The following is a 14,790-nucleotide window of genomic DNA, read 5'->3' on the forward strand; positions in this document are numbered from 1 at the left end:
CCGGGCACCCCGGAGGCGGGCCGCGGGGTCAGCCGACCCGGTCCGACGCCTCGACCGGGTGGGCCTCCAGACCGGGCGCGGCGAGCAGCTCGGCGATCAGTTCCTCCGATCCGCCCACGTACGTGCTGACCAGGTCGACGTCACCGCCCACGCACCAGGCGCGGTCCTGCGGCCACCACAGGTCGGGGAGTTCGGCGAACGGGTCCAGGAGTTCGGGAGAGACGGCGTCGGCCAGCGTTCCGGAGAGCAGGACCTCGTCCCGTTCCGGGGTCGGGAAGGTGGGGATCCCGTCCCAGTCCCATCGGCCGTACCCGTCCCACAGGCCGTACCAGCAGCGTTCCGGCGTGCTCGTGTGGCGCGCGAGGACGGGGATCAGGGCCCGCACCACTCCGCCGGGCGTGGGGCCTTCGGCGGGGTGCTCGTCCCACACGCCGGGCAGGCCGTACTCGGCGAGGTTCTGGTGGAACGGCTCCGCGCCGATCACCTCGTGCCAGTTCGTGAGCGGCCCGGCCCTCCGGGCATAGGCGGCGGCGACGGTCTCCCAGCGGACGGGGCGCTCGTCGAGAGCGGCGGGGTGCAGCACCCGTGCGTACGCCGGGAAGCCGGGCGCGGCGACGCCGGCGACGGTGCCGAAATCGCCGTGACCGGGGTGCCGCTCGGTGAGCCAGTGCGCCGGCGTGAGGTCCTGCGTCTCGACGCGCAGGCGTCCGTACGGTGCGGGGCCGGGTCCACTGCCCGATCGAATCCATCCGTCCATGCGCACAGTCTGCACCGGTCTCCCTGCCGGCCTCTTTGGTCCACCACGGTCGTCGATCCGGCCGCGGGCGCCGCGTTGCCGGGCGGGGACGGCCCCCGGGGTTACGGTCGGCCGCATGGTTGGTGATCGTCAGGGATGGCTCCGGTGTCTGCTCGCCGGGGCCGTGTTCGTCGTGGGGATGACCGGCACCACGCTGCCGACCCCGCTCTACCCGCTCTACCAGGAGAAGTTCGGGTTCTCCGAGCTGACGGTGACCGTCGTGTACGCGGTGTACGCCTTCGGCGTCATCGGCGCGCTGCTCCTCGCGGGCAACGCCTCGGACAGGATCGGCAGACGGCCGACGCTGTTCTGGGGGCTCGGGTTCGCGGCGGCGAGCGCCGTCTGCTTCCTGTCCGCCGACGGGCTGGACTGGCTCTACGCGGGCCGGCTGCTCTCCGGACTGTCGGCGGGCCTGTTCACCGGGGCCGCCACGGCGTACGTCATGGACCTCGCCCCGCCCGGCGGCCAGTCCCGGGCGACGCTGGTGGCGACGGCCGCCAACATGGGCGGACTCGGCTGCGGGCCCCTGCTCGCCGGCCTGCTCGCGGAGTACGCGCCCGAGCCGCTGCTGCTGCCGTTCGCCGTGCACCTCGCCCTGGTCGCCGCGTCGGCCCTCGTGCTCCTGCGACTGCCCGAGACCGTGCGGGATCCGCGGCCGCTGAGCTCCGTACGGCCGCAACGGCCCGCCCTGCCCGCGCAGGTGCGTCCGGTGTTCGTTCCGGCGGCGATCGCGTCCTTCGCGGGGTTCGCCCTGTTCGGCGTGTTCACCTCGGTCAGTCCCGCGTTCCTCGCCCGGTACCTGCACGTGGACAACCACGCCGTGAGCGGGCTGATCGTCGCCCTGGCCTTCTTCGCCTCCACCGCCGGGCAGCTCGCCGTCGGCCGCTTCGGCGTGTCCCGGTCCCTGCCGCTCGGCTGCGCCGTCCTCTTCGCCGGGCTGGCCTTCCTCGCGGGGGCGCTCTCCGTGGAGCTGCTGGCGCTCGTGGTCCTCGCGGCCGTCGTGGGCGGCGTCGGCCAGGGCCTCTCCTTCCGCGCGGCGCTGTCCGCCGTCGCCGCGGCCGCGCCGGTGGACCGGCGAGCGGCGGTGATCTCGACCCTGTTCGTGGTCGCGTACACGGGCATCTCGATCCCGGTCATCGGGGTCGGCCTGCTGTCCGAGCCGCTCGGGCTGGAGCAGGCCGGCCTGGTGTTCACCGGCTGCATGCTGGTCCTGGTCACCTCGGCCGCCCTGTACCTGCTGCGACGGCCGGTGCCGACGAGAACCCCGTGACCGTGGTGCCGGGTGCCGCCCGCAGGCCGTCGCGGCAGGGCCCGCGTATCGTGAGGGCAGTGTCACGGCTGGAACCGCGGCGCACGGGCAGGTGAGGCGTGAACGGACCCGGGATCGACTACCACGCGGTGTTCCAGGCCCTGCCGGGCGCCGTCGCACTGCTCACCCCGAGCCTGGTCTACGCCGACGTCAACGAGGCGTTCGTGGCGATGTGCGGCCGGACGCGCGAGCAGCTCATCGGCCGGTACCTCTTCGACGTCTTCCCCGACAACCCGGACGATCCGGCCGCGACCGGCACGCACAACCTGCGCCTCTCCCTGGAACGGGTCCTGGCCACCGGCGAGCCCGACACCATGGCGCTGCAGCGGTACGACGTCGAGTCCCCCGACCGGCCCGGACAGTGGCTGAAGCGGTACTGGAGCCCGGTCAACGTCCCCGTCCTGGCCCCCGACGGCACCGTGGCCCTCCTACTGCACCGCGTGGAGGAGGTCACCGAACTGATCCACGCCCGTGGCGCCCACGGCGACACGGACCGCGCCCGGGCCCTGGAGTCCGAGCTCTACACCCGCGCCAGGGAGCTGCAGGAGGTCAACGAGCGGCTCCGTCTGGCCCACGCCCGCGAGCGCGAGGTGGCCCTTCACCTCCAGGAGGCGATGCTGCCCGCGCCGCGTCTCCTCGGACACCATCACGCCGCCGTGCGCTACCGGCCCGCCACCGGGGCGCTCAACGTCTGCGGAGACTGGTACGACCTCGTCGACCTGCCCGGCCGCACCGCGGTCGCCGTCGGCGACGTCGTCGGCCACGGCCTGCGCGCCGCCGGTGTCATGGGGCTGCTCCGCAGCGCCCTGTCGGCCGCCTCGCGCGTCGCCGACGGTCCCGCCCGGGCCCTCGAAGTCCTCGACCTGTACTCGCGCGACGTCGCCGGCGCCGAGTCCACCACCGCCGTGTCCGTCGTGATCGACTGGGACGGCCACGTCCTCACCTACAGCAGCGCCGGCCATCCCCCACCCGTGCTCTGCCACGCCGACGGGACCGTGGAGTTCCTCGACCGGGCCACCGATCCCCCGCTCGGCGCCCGCCCCGAACCCTCGCCCCGGCCGCAGGCCCGGCTCCCCTTCACCGACGGGGCGGTCCTCGCCCTCTTCACCGACGGCCTCGTGGAACGCCGCCGCGAGGACATCGACACCGGTCTGCACCGGCTCGCCGACGCCCTGGCCCGCCATCGGGCCTCCCCTCCCGAGGCCCTGGCCGACACCCTCCTCGACGAGCTCACCCCGCCCACCGGCATCACCGACGACACGGCCCTGATCCTGCTCCGCCTCTGACCCGTCACGACCAGCGGAACCACAGGGCGCCGAACCACGTCCCTCCACCCGTCCACAAGATCATGAACCTGGTCGGAGTGATCGAGCATGACGGAGACAGCCGCCCGCTACCTGTACCTGGCGCGGCACGGTGAGGCGACCGAGGACGAGAGCGCGTTGACGGACGACGGCCGCCGCCAGGCCGTCCTGCTCGGCGAGCGGCTCCGGAAGGCACCGCTCACGGCGATCCACCACGGCCCGCTGGCCCGCGCCGAAGAAACGGCCCGGCTGGTCGGCGAACAGTTCGACGGGGTTCCGCTGCGCATGTCCGCGCCCGCCGGCGACTACATCCCGTACACGCCGCTACGCGAGGAGCTGCCGGCACGGTCGGCGGACGCCATGCTCGGGTTCCTGGCCCAGTTCCCGGCGGAGGAGCGTGAACAGGGCCCCGCACTCGCAGCGGAGGCACTCGCGCGGTTCACCGGTCCCGTCGACGGTGACCAGCCGCGCCACGAGCTCGTCGTGACGCACAACTTCCTCCTCGCCTGGCTGGTCCGCGAGGCCCTCGAAGCCCCGAAGGCGCGCTGGATGGGCATCAACCACGCCAACGCAGCGCTGACCGTCATCCGCTACGCGCCCGACCGCGCCCCCGCCGTCCTCTTCCTCAACGACCAGCGCCATCTCCCCGCCGACCTGCGCTGGACCGGCTTCCCACCCGAGTTCCACATCTGACGCGGTGACGGTCTCCCGCGGGCGGGTAGGGGGACCCGGGGAGCCGCGCCCCGGAGCCGTCCCGTCCGCATCGCGGACACCCTGAGCCCTTGATCGGGGCCGCCTCAGTCACCATGATCATCAAGACGAGAACGCAAACCGAAAGGTGCTGAACCCATCATGCGAGTCAAGGCCTTCGATCACCTCGTGCTCAACGTGACCGATGTCGACAAGTCCCTGGAGTTCTACACCGGTGCCCTGGGCCTCGCGCCCGAGCGGGTCGAGGAGTGGCGGGCCGGCAAGGTGTCGTTCCCGTCCGTACGCATAGACGAGAACACCGTCATCGACCTGTTCTCCCGTCCGCGGGGCGAGTCCAACGTCGACCACATCTGCCTGGTCGTGGACCCGCTGGACTGGCAGGAGGTCATCGACTCCGGCCGGTTCGACGTCCTGGAGGGTCCGGTCCCGCGCTGGGGCGCACGCGGCTCCGCCCAGTCGGTCTACGTGAAGGACCCCGACGGCAACACGGTCGAACTGCGCTGGTACCCGCAGGACGTCGAGGCCTGAGCGGGATCCCGGGACAGACGGCTCGGCCGCCCGCTAACCTACCGGCGAGTAGCAGGTGGGCGCCGGGCCCACGGGGTGCGAGGGGAGCGGGCCATGGATCGTCAGTGGAGCCTGGAGGAGAGCACGGTCGTCGACGCGCCGCCTGAGGTCGTCTACCGGCTGGTGTCGGACCTGCGGAACATGGGGCGGTGGAGTCCGGAGTGCCGGTCCGTGTGGGTGCTGCGCCCTCCGGCGCGCACCGGCACCCGGTTCGTCGGGTTCAACCGCCGCGGGCCGTTCCTCTGGCCGACCCAGGGCCGTGTGACCCGGATGAGCCAGGACAGCGAGTTCGTCTTCGACATCAGCGTCATCGGCCTCCCGATCGCCCGCTGGGGCTACCGGTTCGAGGCGGAGGGCTCGGGGACGCGGCTCACCGAGTTCTGGCAGGACCTGCGGACCGACGGGTACCGGGCCAGGGTCGCCGACTTCCTGGGCACGGTCTTCGCCGGTTCGAACCCCGCCCGTCGGATCGCCCTCAACCGGGCCGGGATGCGCACCACCCTGGAGCGCATCGCGCGCACCGCGACGACCGGGGTCTGAGGGGTCAGGTGCCCCGGTGGGCCGTACGCGGCTCCGCCGGGGCCCGGTAGAGGACGCACCGGCGGAGCGGCCCCTCGGGGACGCCGGGGTCCTCGAAGTCGTCCGCCGGGTTCCGGGTCATGCCGATCCTGCGCATCACCGCCTGGGAGCGGAGGTTGTCCACGGTCGTCGACGCCAGGATCTCCGGCAGCCCGAGGACCCCGAAGCCGAAGGCCAGACAGGCCCGTCCGGCCTCCGTGGCGTACCCGTTGCCCCAAGCGGAACGCGTCAGGCGCCAGCCGACGTCGACCCCCGAGAAGGGCATGTCCTCGCCGATCACGTCCAGGCCGGCGCGACCGAGGAACGCGCCGGTCGCCCGTGCTTCGAGCGCCCACCACCCGAAGCCCCGCTCCTCGAAGTCGGACTTCATGGCGGCCACGGTGGCGTCGCTCTCCTCCCGTGTCAGCAAGTCTCCGAGGTACTCCCGGATTTCGGGATCGGCGTTCATCGCCGCCCAGGGTTCGAGATCGGACTCCCGCCACCGGCGCAGCAGCAGTCGATCGGTTCGCAGCTCTGGCATGCCGCCGACCCAACCCGATCGGGGTCGGGGTGTCGATGGATTATGCGGCTGCTGATGTACTTCTCGCCGTACCCGCCGTCCAAGGAGCGCACGTGGAAGACCCGATCCGGCAGCAGACCCTGATCCGCGTGAACGGACCCGCGCAGTGAGCCCGCAGGCCCGGGCGGCGAGCCCGCGCGCGTCCTCCCCGGCGTCGCTGCCGTCCTGGGCGACCTGGTGGCAGCGGCCGTTCCCCGACGCCAACACGCTTCTGCTCCACGGCGGGCAACCGGCCCTGGTCGACACCGGGTTCGTCGGCCACGCCGAGGAGACCGCCGCATGGGCCCGTGCCCAGGCCGGGAGGATCGACCTGGTCGTCAACACCCACTGGCACTCCGACCACGTCGGCGGGAACGCGCTCCTCCAGGCCGGCGGCGCGGTCGTCGCCGCCGGTGCCCCGGAGGCCGAGGCGATCTCCCGTCGTGACCCGGGGTGTTGCGCGGCCGAGTACCTGGACCAGCCCGTCGCCCCGTACACCGTGGACATGCCGCTCGACGACGGGCAGGTCCTCCGACTCGGCGACACCGACTGGGAGGTCGTCCGCACCCCCGGTCACACGCCTGGGCACCTGGCTCTGTGGCAGCCGGAGGAGCGGCTGCTCGTGGTCGGCGACGCACTGTCGGACTACGACGTCGGCTGGGTCAACCTCGCCCTCGACGGGCCCGGCGCGGCGGCCACCGCGCTCGCCTCCCTCCAGCGGATGGCCGACCTCGAACCGCGTCTGGTCCTCCCCTCCCACGGTCCGGTCCCGGCCGACACCGGGGCCGCCTTCGCCGCCGCCCTGCGCCGGGGACGGCGGCTCGTCGACGACCCGGACGGGGCCGTCTGGTACGGCGTCCGCCGGATCTTCGCGTTCGCGCTGATGATCCGAGACGGGATCCCGGCCGATGAGGTCGAGCCGTACCTCCACGCGCGCGCGTGGCTGACCGACGCGGCACGGCTGCTGCGCCTCACGCCCGAGGCGCTCGCGGCCGAGCTGGTGACGTCCATGCTCTCCGGCGGCGGGATCGTCCTGCGCGACGGGCGGCTGCGCGCGGCGGCCGGCCACACCCCCGTCGCGGCCGACTCGCTGCGCGTGCCCTACCCGCGTGCGTGGCCGGCCGCCGAGCCACGCTGACCCTCATCCGGCCGTGCGGGACCGCTCCTGCCGCCGGGCGTTGAGGATCTGACCCAGCGCCAGCACGCTCAGGCCGAACATCAGGACGCCCAGGGGGACGTGCAGGGCGGGCTTGTGGGTGACGCCCAGCACCACCTGCACCGAGGCGAGGACGAGGAAGCCGGTCGAGTACAGGATGGGGCGCGGCGAGCCGCCGCCCGGCTTCCAGGCGAGGATCGCCGCCAGCACGTACAGCATGGTGGCTCCGTACATCACGCGTGCCCCGACGCCGTGCAGCACCTCGCCCTGCGACGAGGTCAGGAGGAGTCCTGCGGTGGAGGCCTGGAAGAAGAGGGTCAGGGTCTGGAGGGCGATCGAGACCTGCAGGAAGGTGCGGCTGCTCGTGCCCCGAACTGCCGTGGTCTGTGCGGTGGTGGCCATCACTCGGTCCTCTTCTTCTGCCTCGCGGCGGTGGCTCGGTACTCTCTCGAACAGTCCGACGACGCAGGCCCGCGAAATGTGAGGCGTCGGAGGAACGAGATCCACATCACACCGACGAGAACCGCTGAAGCAGGGAGCCGGCACGATCATGAGCACCTCCGACGAGCCGGGCCACGACAGGACCGAACCGGAGCTCGGCGTCGTCGTCGGTGAGCGGCGCCGGCTGATCAACCTCGGCTACCGGATGCTCGGTTCGCTCGCCGAGGCGGAGGACGCGGTCCAGGAGGCGTACGCCCGCTGGTACGCCCTGACGCCCCGGCAGCGGGAGGCCGTCGAGTCGCCGGGGGCCTGGCTGACGACGGTGTCCGGCCGGATCTGTCTGGACATGCTGGGCTCGGCGCGGGCCCGCCGCGAGCGCTATGTCGGGGCGTGGATACCGGAGCCGCTGCCCGACCGTACGGAGTGGGCCGGACCGGGCGCGGACGACGGGCTGTCCGGGGCGGCCGACCCCGCCGACCGGATCGCCCTGGACGAGTCGGTGAACATGGCGTTCCTCGTCGTACTGGAGTCGATGACGCCGGCCGAGCGCGTGGCGTTCATCCTGCACGACGTCTTCAAGTACCCCTTCGCCGAGGTCGCCGAGATCGTCGGCCGGTCCCCCGCGGCCTGCCGGCAGCTGGCCTCCTCGGCCCGTCGACGGATCCGCTCCGAGGGCAGGCCGGCGGCGCAGCCGTCCGGACAGGCCGCCCTGGTACGGGACTTCAAGGAGGCGTGGGAGGCCAAGGACATCAAGGCCCTCGTCGGCCTCCTCGCCCCCGACGCCACGATGACGGCCGACGGCGGCGGCCTGGTCGGCGCCGCCCTCCGGCCCGTCGAGGGCAGTGCGCTCATCGCCCAGTACATCGTCCACATCGCCGACAAGGCCCCCGGGCTCACGCTCCTGGAGCGCACGGTGAACGGCATGCCGGGTCTGGTCGCCCGGAAGGACGGCGTCACCGTGACGGTGGCGGCCTTCGAACTCGTCGACGGCCGCATCAGCCGCATCTGGGCGGTCCGGAACCCGGAGAAGCTCCGTGCGTGGACGGACGCCGGTCCGCTCACTCGGAGGGCGACAGCTGTTCACGCACCCATGCGGGGTCGGGATTGACGAACGCACTGCCCGCGACGAAGACCGTCGGCACGGTCTCGTTGCCGTCGTTCGCCGCCCTCACCACCGCCGCCCCGGCCGGGTCCCGCCAGATGTCGACCCAGTACAACTGACCGGCGCGACGGCCCAGTCGGAGGCGCAGGCGCAGACAGAACTTGCAGCCCGCCCGCCAGTAGACGATCGGGCGGCCGTCGGCCTCGCTGAGACGCTGCGCCTCCAGCGCACCCGTCGGCCTCGGGAAGACCAGGGGCGAGTGCGCGGCGGCGAGCACGACGAACAACAGCAGGAGCGCCGAGGCTCCCAGGGGGTTCCCGTCGGAGAACATCCCCGCCGCGACGAGCGATCCGCAGAGCACGAACGACAACGGCAGCAACCAAGCACGCATCATGGTGAAGCAGGCTACCGAGCCTTCGCCTTGAGCAGGGCCGCGATCGCGTCGAAGCCGCGGCGCTCCGCGTGCCGCAGGGGCGCGACGCCGTCCGCGTCGGCGAGGTCCGGGTCGGCGCCGGCGGCGAGGAGGAGCTCCACGACCTCCTGGTGCGGGCGGCCGCCGTCACCGAGGATCACGGCCTCCAGGAGAGCCGTCCAACCGAGGTCGTTGACGTGGTCGACGTGGATGTCGGTCTCGCGCAGCACCGCTCGTACGTACGCGACATGGCCGTGTTCGCTCGCGGGGATCAGCGAGATCCCGCCGAAGCGGTTGCGCAGGGTCGTGTCCGGGCCGGCCGGCAGCAGCGTGCGCATCATGTCGACGCTGCCGGTGACGCCGGTGACCAGCCACGCGCTGTCGTGCCGGCGGTCCTGGGCGTTCGGGTCGGCGCCGGCCTCGACGAGGACCCGGGCGGCCGCCACGTGGTTGCCGAGCGAGGCGAGGAGCAGCGGGGAGCGCAGTTCCTCGTCGCGGGTCTCCACCGCGGCGCCCGCCTCCAGAGCCGCCCGGACGGCGTCGGCGTCGCCCCGGCGGGCGGCTGCGAGGAGTCGGCTGTCGTGGTCGTCCGCCGCGGTCCTCCAGATGAGTCACGAGAAGACCGGCGGCACCCGGACGGGGGGCCGGGTGCCGCCGGGGTCTGCGGGGGTGTTACTTCGCCAGGGAGGCGACGCCGGCCTGCGCGAACTTCTCGTCCAGGTCGCCGGAGGGGGCGCCGGCGACGCCGATGCCCGCGATCGGGGCGCCCTTGGCGGTGACGGGGGCGCCACCGGCGAGGAAGAGGGTGCCGGGGATGTCCTTCAGGGTCGGCGCGTTCGTCAGGCGCTTGGCCAGCTCGGAGGTCGGGGCGTTCCAGGAGACGGCGGTGTACGCCTTCTTCACGGCCGACTCGTAGGACTGCGGGCCGGCGCCGTCGCCGCGCAGGGTGACGACGGTGTCGCCGTTGCGGTCCACGACCGCGACGGAGACCCGCTGGTTCTCCTTCTCCGCGGCGTCGAGGGTCGCCTGCGCCGCCTTCGTCGCGGCCTCGATCGTCAGGTGCGTCGACTCGGTCGTGTTCTTGTTCACCGCGTCGGCCATGACGGCGGCGGGAGCGGCGGCCGGGGCGGCGGCGTTCGCGGAGACGGTGCCGAAGAGGCCCGCGGCGAGCGCGCCGGCGGCGACGGTACCGGTCAGGACACGGGTGCGCAGGGTCATCTTCTTCACGATCATCAGCTCCTTGGGCATCGACCCCCTCGGGGGGCTCGGGAAGCTCGGCGTTCCCGCTCTGACATCCATCCTGGTGCCGGTCACGGCCCTGCCCGGTCGACCTACAGGCTCCGGTCGGCGCACCCGGCGGACGACACGGGGGTCAACCGATCGATCGATGCGGAATGAGTCCGTCCGGATAGCCTGGGCTCGGGGGAACGGTCGGCGGCGAGGAGCGGACGGTGCGGACGGACAGGCGGTCGCCGATCGACACGAAGGCGTTCGACACGAAGGCATTCGGCGCGGAGGCGTTCGACACAGAGGCTGCCGACCCGGACGCCGGCTGGCTCGCGACCGTGATGCACGTGGCGTTCTTCGTCCTGCTCTGCTCGTCGCTGACCCGCTACCTGATCGTCCATCCCGGCGCCCGTACGACCCCGTGGGTGATCATCCTCGCCATCGTGCTCGCCCTGCTGTACGTGCTCGGTCCGGTCCTCGGCCCTCAGCAGGCCGACGGACGCGGGGCTCCGCCCAGCACCGCCTCGAGGTTCTGGCTGGCGGCCGTCATCGGGGTGTGGTTCACCCTCGTGGTCCTCGCGCCCAGCTTCGGGTGGTGCGTGGTGCCACTCTTGTACACCAGCCTGCGCTCGCTGCGCACCCGGTCCGCGATCGTCCTCGTCGGCCTGATCACCCTGTGCGTGGTGGCCGCCCAGCTGAAGCTGCGGCTGCGCTTCGGCTTCGACCCGAACCTGATGTTCGCCCCGTTCGCCGGCGCGGCCGTCGCCACCGCCGTCTTCCTCTACTCCCAGCGGCAGGCCGACCGGCTGCGGACGGTCATCCTGGACCTCGTCCGCACCCGTCGGGAACTGGCCGCGACCGAGCGCCGGGAGGGCACCCTGGCCGAGCGCCAGCGGCTGTCCATGGAGATCCACGACACCCTCGCGCAGGGCCTGTCCAGCCAGCAGATGCTGCTCCAGGCCGCCGACCGGCTCTGGGACACCGACCCGGTCGCGGCCCGCCGCCACATCCGTACGGCGGAGTCCATCGCCGAGCACAATCTGGCCGAGGCCCGCCGCTTCGTGCACGACCTCGCCCCCGCCGACCTCGCCGGGGGCGGCGATCTCGCCGACGCGCTGCGCACCCTCGCCGAGCGGGAGTCCTCCGACACCCTCCGGGTCCTCTTCCACCAGGACGGCACGCCCGCCACCGCCCTGCCCGACCGCGTACAGGCGGCGCTGCTGCGCATCGCCCAGGGCGCGCTGGCCAACATCCGCGAGCACGCCGACGCCGGCACGGCGGCCGTGACCCTCAGCCACCTGGACGACCAGGTCGTCCTGGACATCGCCGACGACGGGCGCGGCTTCGACCCGGCGCTCTCGCGCGAGCAGGCCGTGCGCGGCCACGGGCTGCCCGCGATGCGCGCGCGTGTCCGGCAGCTCGGGGGCGCGCTCACGATCGAATCGACGCCGGGCGAGGGAACGGTGCTGACCGCCGTCATCCCCCTGTCGCCCCGGCCCTGACGGCGGACTCGGCCCCTTCCCCGTACGGTCCGCGCCCGTTCCGGTGGAATGGCCGAACTGTGCGTAGACCAGATAGGTGCCTGAGGCATGTAGTGGAGACGGCACCACAGTCCCTGCCACCGACACGCCCCAGCGAGGCCCCCGTGACGAAAACCGTGGCGTTCCCCCAGAACCGGACCTGCCCCTACCACCCGCCCACCGGCTACCCCCGCACCGAGGAGGAGCGCCCGCTGTCACGGGTCACCCTGTGGGACGGGAGGTCGGTGTGGCTCGTGACCGGACACGCGGCCGCCCGCGCGCTCCTCGCGGACCAGCGGCTGTCCACCGACTCCACCCGTGACGACTTCCCTCTGCCGACGGAACGCGCCTCGGCCGTGCGCAGGCGCCGACGGGCGGCGCTGCTCGGCTGGGACGACCCCGAGCACAACGCCCAGCGGCGGATGCTGATCCCCAGCTTCACCCTCAAGCGGGCCGAGACCCTGCGGCCCCGCATCCAGGAGACCGTGGACCGGCTCCTCGACGCGATGGTGGCGCAGGGGCCGACGGCCGAGCTGGTGAGCGCGTTCGCGCTGCCGGTGCCGTCGATCGTCATCTGCGACCTGCTCGGTGTGCCGTACGCGGACCACGACTTCTTCGAGGAGCAGTCGCGGCGGCTGCTGCGTGGCCCGACGGCAGCGGACACCGAGGACGCCCTGGCCCGTCTCGAGGACTACCTCGGCGACCTGATCGACCAGAAGCGACTGAAGCCCGGCGAGGGCGTCCTGGACGACCTGGTGGCGCGGGGGTCCGGAGACGGCGGTCCCGAACGCCGTGAACTCGTGCAGCTCGCCACGATCCTGCTGGTGGCCGGGCACGAGACCACGGCGAACATGATCTCCCTGGGGACGTACACCCTGCTGCGGCACCCGGAGCGGCTGGCGGAGCTGCGGGCGGATCCCACGCTCGTGCCCGCCGCCGTCGAGGAGTTGCTGCGCTTCCTGTCGATCGCCGACGGACTGCTCCGGGTCGCGCGGGAGGACATCGACGTCGAGGGGACGGTGATCCGGGCGGGCGAGGGGGTGGTCTTCTCGACCTCGGTCATCAACAGGGACGCCGCCGCCTACAGCGACCCGGACTCGCTCGACTGGGCGCGGTCCGCCCGCCACCACGTGGCGTTCGGTTTCGGCATCCACCAGTGCCTCGGGCAGAACCTGGCCCGCGCGGAACTGGAGATCGCTCTCGGGACGCTCCTGCGCCGCCTGCCGGGGCTTCGGCTGGCCGTCCCGGCCGAGGAGATCCCGTTCAAACCGGGCGACACGATCCAGGGGATGCTCGAACTCCCCGTCACGTGGTGAAAGGAGCGGTGCGGAACATGGCGAAGGAAGCGGTGCCGATGCGCGTCTCGATCGACTCGGACGTCTGCATCGGCGCGGGACAGTGCGCCCTGACGTCCCCGGACGTCTTCACGCAGGACGACGACGGATTCGGGACGGTCGTCCCGGGCCGCGAGGACGGCACCGGGCCGCTGGTCCGCGAGGCGGTCAGGGCCTGCCCCGTACAAGCGATCACGCTCCATGAGGCCACCGAGGAATCGCGCGCCTGACGGCGGCCGGGAAGGCATCGAGGGCGCGGTCAGGCGTCGTGGAGGAACGACCCCTGACAGGCCGCTCGCTCCGAGCGGCCCGCTCAGGGGGCCTCGCGGATGCTTCCCGTCTTACGGCCCCGCCCGCGTGTGCATCTCCGCGACGGCCGGTCGTCAGTGCGCGGCGTCGCGCACGTCCCGGACGTACCGGTCGAACGTCGCGCCTCGGCCGCCGCGCGGCGGCTCGCCGGGGATGAACCCTGCTCGATGTGCGACGGCGGCGGATGCGGGATTCCGCGGATCGACCTGGATCACCGCCTGCCTCGCGCCCTCCCCGGCCGCGTACCGGCATGCCAGGAGAACCGCCCGGGTGGCCAGGCCGCGGCCCCTCCAGGACGGGTAGAGGCCGTAGGCGACGTTCACCTGACCGGGCGCCAACCCCTCTCCCGCCCACCGCAGGTCGATCGTCCCCGCGAGCGCCTCGACCGCGCCCACCCGGATGCCGAAAGCGCGCAACGGCCCGGCGGCGTCCCACTGTTCCCGGCAGTGCCGGACGTACGCCTCCACGCCCTCGCGCGTACCGGGGCCGCCGTTGAGCCAGCGAACCAGCGCCTCGTCCTCCCCCGCGAGATGCGCCTCCACATCACCCAGGCGCAGCGGCGACAGTGCGATGACCCCGTCGGACAGACTCACTTCACGCATCCGTCGATTCTGCCGCCGAGTGCTGTCGCCGCGCGCTCGTATTCCCCGTCAGGCCATTGGGATGCCTATAGGTGGCATTGGGTTCTTCATTGGATACCTATAGGCCGTCGTCCTACTGTCGAGGGCGTCACCCTCTCCGGGCCCGGTCGGGCCCGCCACCCCTGGAGCTTCCCCATGTCGAAGATTCTTTTCGTGATGACCGGTGTCGACTACTGGACGCTGGCCGACGGCACCAAGCACCCCACCGGTTTCTGGGCCGAGGAGGTCATCGCGCCGTACGAGGCGCTCAAGGCCGCCGGGCACGAGGTCGTCGTCGCCACCCCGGGTGGTGTCGTCCCGACCGTCGACGCGGGCAGCCTCTCCCCCGAGGTCAACGGTGGCCAGGACGGCGCCGACAAGGCCGCCGCGGCGCTCGCCTCGATCAGCGAGATCCAGAACCCGATCAAGCTGGAGGACGCCCGTCCGGCCGAATACGACGCCGTCTTCTACCCCGGCGGCCACGGCCCCATGGAGGATCTCGCCGTGAACGCCGTCTCCGGCAGGCTGCTGGCCGACACCCTGCGCTCGGGCAAGCCCCTGGCCGTCGTCTGCCACGGCCCGGCCGCGCTTCTCGCCGCGACCGACGCCGACGGCTCGAACGCCTTCGCCGGCCGCAAGGTCGCCGCATTCACCAACGCCGAGGAGATGCAGGCGGGTCTCGGCGGCAAGGCGAAGTGGCTCCTGGAGACCCGGCTCGTCGAGGCGGGCGTGGACGTCCAGGTGGGCGAGCCGTGGGCGCCGCACGTGGTCGTCGACGGCAACCTGGTCACCGGTCAGAACCCGTCCTCCTCCGCCCCGCTCGCCGTGGAGCTCCTGAAGAAGCTGGCCTGACGCCCGCTGCGGG

At 72.7% G+C, this 14,790-nt stretch carries 18 protein-coding genes; 11 read left to right on the forward strand and 7 right to left on the reverse strand.

From position 1 onward, the window contains the following. Window positions 1–28: 28 nt before the first annotated feature. Entirely contained in the window at window positions 29–757 is a 729-nt protein-coding gene (locus tag GGE06_RS24345; protein ID WP_184931712.1) for a hypothetical protein, read from the reverse strand. A gap of 115 nt (window positions 758–872) precedes the next feature. Here GGE06_RS24345 and GGE06_RS24350 point away from each other — a divergent pair, with 115 nt between their 5' ends. From GGE06_RS24350 to GGE06_RS24370, 5 genes are all read left to right on the forward strand, one after another. Further along, window positions 873–2,066, forward strand: a complete 1,194-nt coding sequence (locus GGE06_RS24350) for an MFS transporter (protein ID WP_184931713.1) — start codon at window positions 873–875, stop codon at window positions 2,064–2,066. A 98-nt stretch (window positions 2,067–2,164) separates the two neighbouring features. Beyond that, a complete protein-coding gene (locus GGE06_RS24355) occupies window positions 2,165–3,391 on the forward strand; it encodes a PP2C family protein-serine/threonine phosphatase (RefSeq protein ID WP_116164439.1) in 1,227 nt (408 codons plus the stop codon). An 87-nt stretch (window positions 3,392–3,478) separates the two neighbouring features. Then, a complete protein-coding gene (locus GGE06_RS24360) occupies window positions 3,479–4,102 on the forward strand; it encodes a histidine phosphatase family protein (protein ID WP_116164437.1) in 624 nt (207 codons plus the stop codon). Window positions 4,103–4,261: 159 nt separating this feature from the next. Then, window positions 4,262–4,648, forward strand: coding sequence for a VOC family protein (locus tag GGE06_RS24365; RefSeq protein ID WP_116164435.1), 387 nt, complete (start codon window positions 4,262–4,264; stop codon window positions 4,646–4,648). Window positions 4,649–4,741: 93 nt separating this feature from the next. Beyond that, window positions 4,742–5,227: an SRPBCC family protein gene (locus tag GGE06_RS24370; RefSeq protein WP_116164433.1), complete on the forward strand. Its 486-nt coding sequence runs from the start codon at window positions 4,742–4,744 to the stop codon at window positions 5,225–5,227. A 4-nt stretch (window positions 5,228–5,231) separates the two neighbouring features. Here the strand turns inward: GGE06_RS24370 and GGE06_RS24375 are convergent, their stop codons facing one another. Continuing rightward, window positions 5,232–5,786 (reverse strand): GNAT family N-acetyltransferase, encoded by a 555-nt coding sequence (locus GGE06_RS24375; protein WP_116164431.1) that lies wholly within the window; start codon window positions 5,784–5,786, stop codon window positions 5,232–5,234. Between the two features lie 145 nt (window positions 5,787–5,931). Here GGE06_RS24375 and GGE06_RS24380 point away from each other — a divergent pair, with 145 nt between their 5' ends. Then, on the forward strand, window positions 5,932–6,942 hold the full coding sequence (locus tag GGE06_RS24380; protein ID WP_116164429.1) for an MBL fold metallo-hydrolase: 1,011 nt from the start codon (window positions 5,932–5,934) through the stop codon (window positions 6,940–6,942). Between the two features lie 3 nt (window positions 6,943–6,945). On the opposite strand, the gene GGE06_RS24385 is transcribed toward GGE06_RS24380, so the two are convergent. Next, window positions 6,946–7,362 carry a hypothetical protein gene (locus GGE06_RS24385; protein WP_184931714.1) on the reverse strand — a complete coding sequence of 139 codons (417 nt, stop codon included), beginning with the start codon at window positions 7,360–7,362 and terminating at the stop codon, window positions 6,946–6,948. A 148-nt stretch (window positions 7,363–7,510) separates the two neighbouring features. Here GGE06_RS24385 and sigJ point away from each other — a divergent pair, with 148 nt between their 5' ends. Then, on the forward strand, window positions 7,511–8,509 hold the full coding sequence (gene sigJ, locus GGE06_RS24390) for an RNA polymerase sigma factor SigJ (RefSeq protein ID WP_184931715.1): 999 nt from the start codon (window positions 7,511–7,513) through the stop codon (window positions 8,507–8,509). On the opposite strand, the gene GGE06_RS24395 is transcribed toward sigJ, so the two are convergent. The 3 genes from GGE06_RS24395 to GGE06_RS24405 form a co-directional block, all read right to left on the reverse strand. Beyond that, window positions 8,460–8,897: a glutaredoxin domain-containing protein gene (locus GGE06_RS24395; protein WP_116164423.1), complete on the reverse strand. Its 438-nt coding sequence runs from the start codon at window positions 8,895–8,897 to the stop codon at window positions 8,460–8,462. The genes sigJ and GGE06_RS24395 overlap by 50 nt on opposite strands. 11 nt (window positions 8,898–8,908) lie before the next feature. Then, the gene (locus GGE06_RS24400) at window positions 8,909–9,523 is read right to left on the reverse strand and encodes an ankyrin repeat domain-containing protein (protein WP_184931942.1); all 615 of its coding nucleotides are present in this window, start codon (window positions 9,521–9,523) and stop codon (window positions 8,909–8,911) included. Window positions 9,524–9,587: 64 nt separating this feature from the next. Continuing rightward, window positions 9,588–10,142: a GlcG/HbpS family heme-binding protein gene (locus GGE06_RS24405; RefSeq protein WP_184931943.1), complete on the reverse strand. Its 555-nt coding sequence runs from the start codon at window positions 10,140–10,142 to the stop codon at window positions 9,588–9,590. A gap of 341 nt (window positions 10,143–10,483) precedes the next feature. Here GGE06_RS24405 and GGE06_RS24410 point away from each other — a divergent pair, with 341 nt between their 5' ends. From GGE06_RS24410 to GGE06_RS24420, 3 genes are all read left to right on the forward strand, one after another. Next, window positions 10,484–11,644, forward strand: a complete 1,161-nt coding sequence (locus tag GGE06_RS24410) for a sensor histidine kinase (protein WP_184931944.1) — start codon at window positions 10,484–10,486, stop codon at window positions 11,642–11,644. 143 nt (window positions 11,645–11,787) lie between these two features. Further along, on the forward strand, window positions 11,788–12,978 hold the full coding sequence (locus GGE06_RS24415; RefSeq protein ID WP_376773585.1) for a cytochrome P450: 1,191 nt from the start codon (window positions 11,788–11,790) through the stop codon (window positions 12,976–12,978). 38 nt (window positions 12,979–13,016) lie between these two features. Continuing rightward, a complete protein-coding gene (locus GGE06_RS24420) occupies window positions 13,017–13,226 on the forward strand; it encodes a ferredoxin (protein ID WP_116165772.1) in 210 nt (69 codons plus the stop codon). Window positions 13,227–13,379: 153 nt separating this feature from the next. Here the strand turns inward: GGE06_RS24420 and GGE06_RS24425 are convergent, their stop codons facing one another. Then, window positions 13,380–13,907, reverse strand: coding sequence for a GNAT family N-acetyltransferase (locus tag GGE06_RS24425; RefSeq protein WP_116164419.1), 528 nt, complete (start codon window positions 13,905–13,907; stop codon window positions 13,380–13,382). Window positions 13,908–14,081: 174 nt separating this feature from the next. On the opposite strand from GGE06_RS24425, the gene GGE06_RS24430 reads away from it, so the two are divergent. Then, window positions 14,082–14,777 carry a type 1 glutamine amidotransferase domain-containing protein gene (locus tag GGE06_RS24430; RefSeq protein ID WP_184931716.1) on the forward strand — a complete coding sequence of 232 codons (696 nt, stop codon included), beginning with the start codon at window positions 14,082–14,084 and terminating at the stop codon, window positions 14,775–14,777. Window positions 14,778–14,790 lie beyond the last annotated feature (13 nt).

This window comes from Streptomyces nymphaeiformis (assembly GCF_014203895.1).
Classification (GTDB): domain Bacteria; phylum Actinomycetota; class Actinomycetes; order Streptomycetales; family Streptomycetaceae; genus Streptomyces; species Streptomyces nymphaeiformis.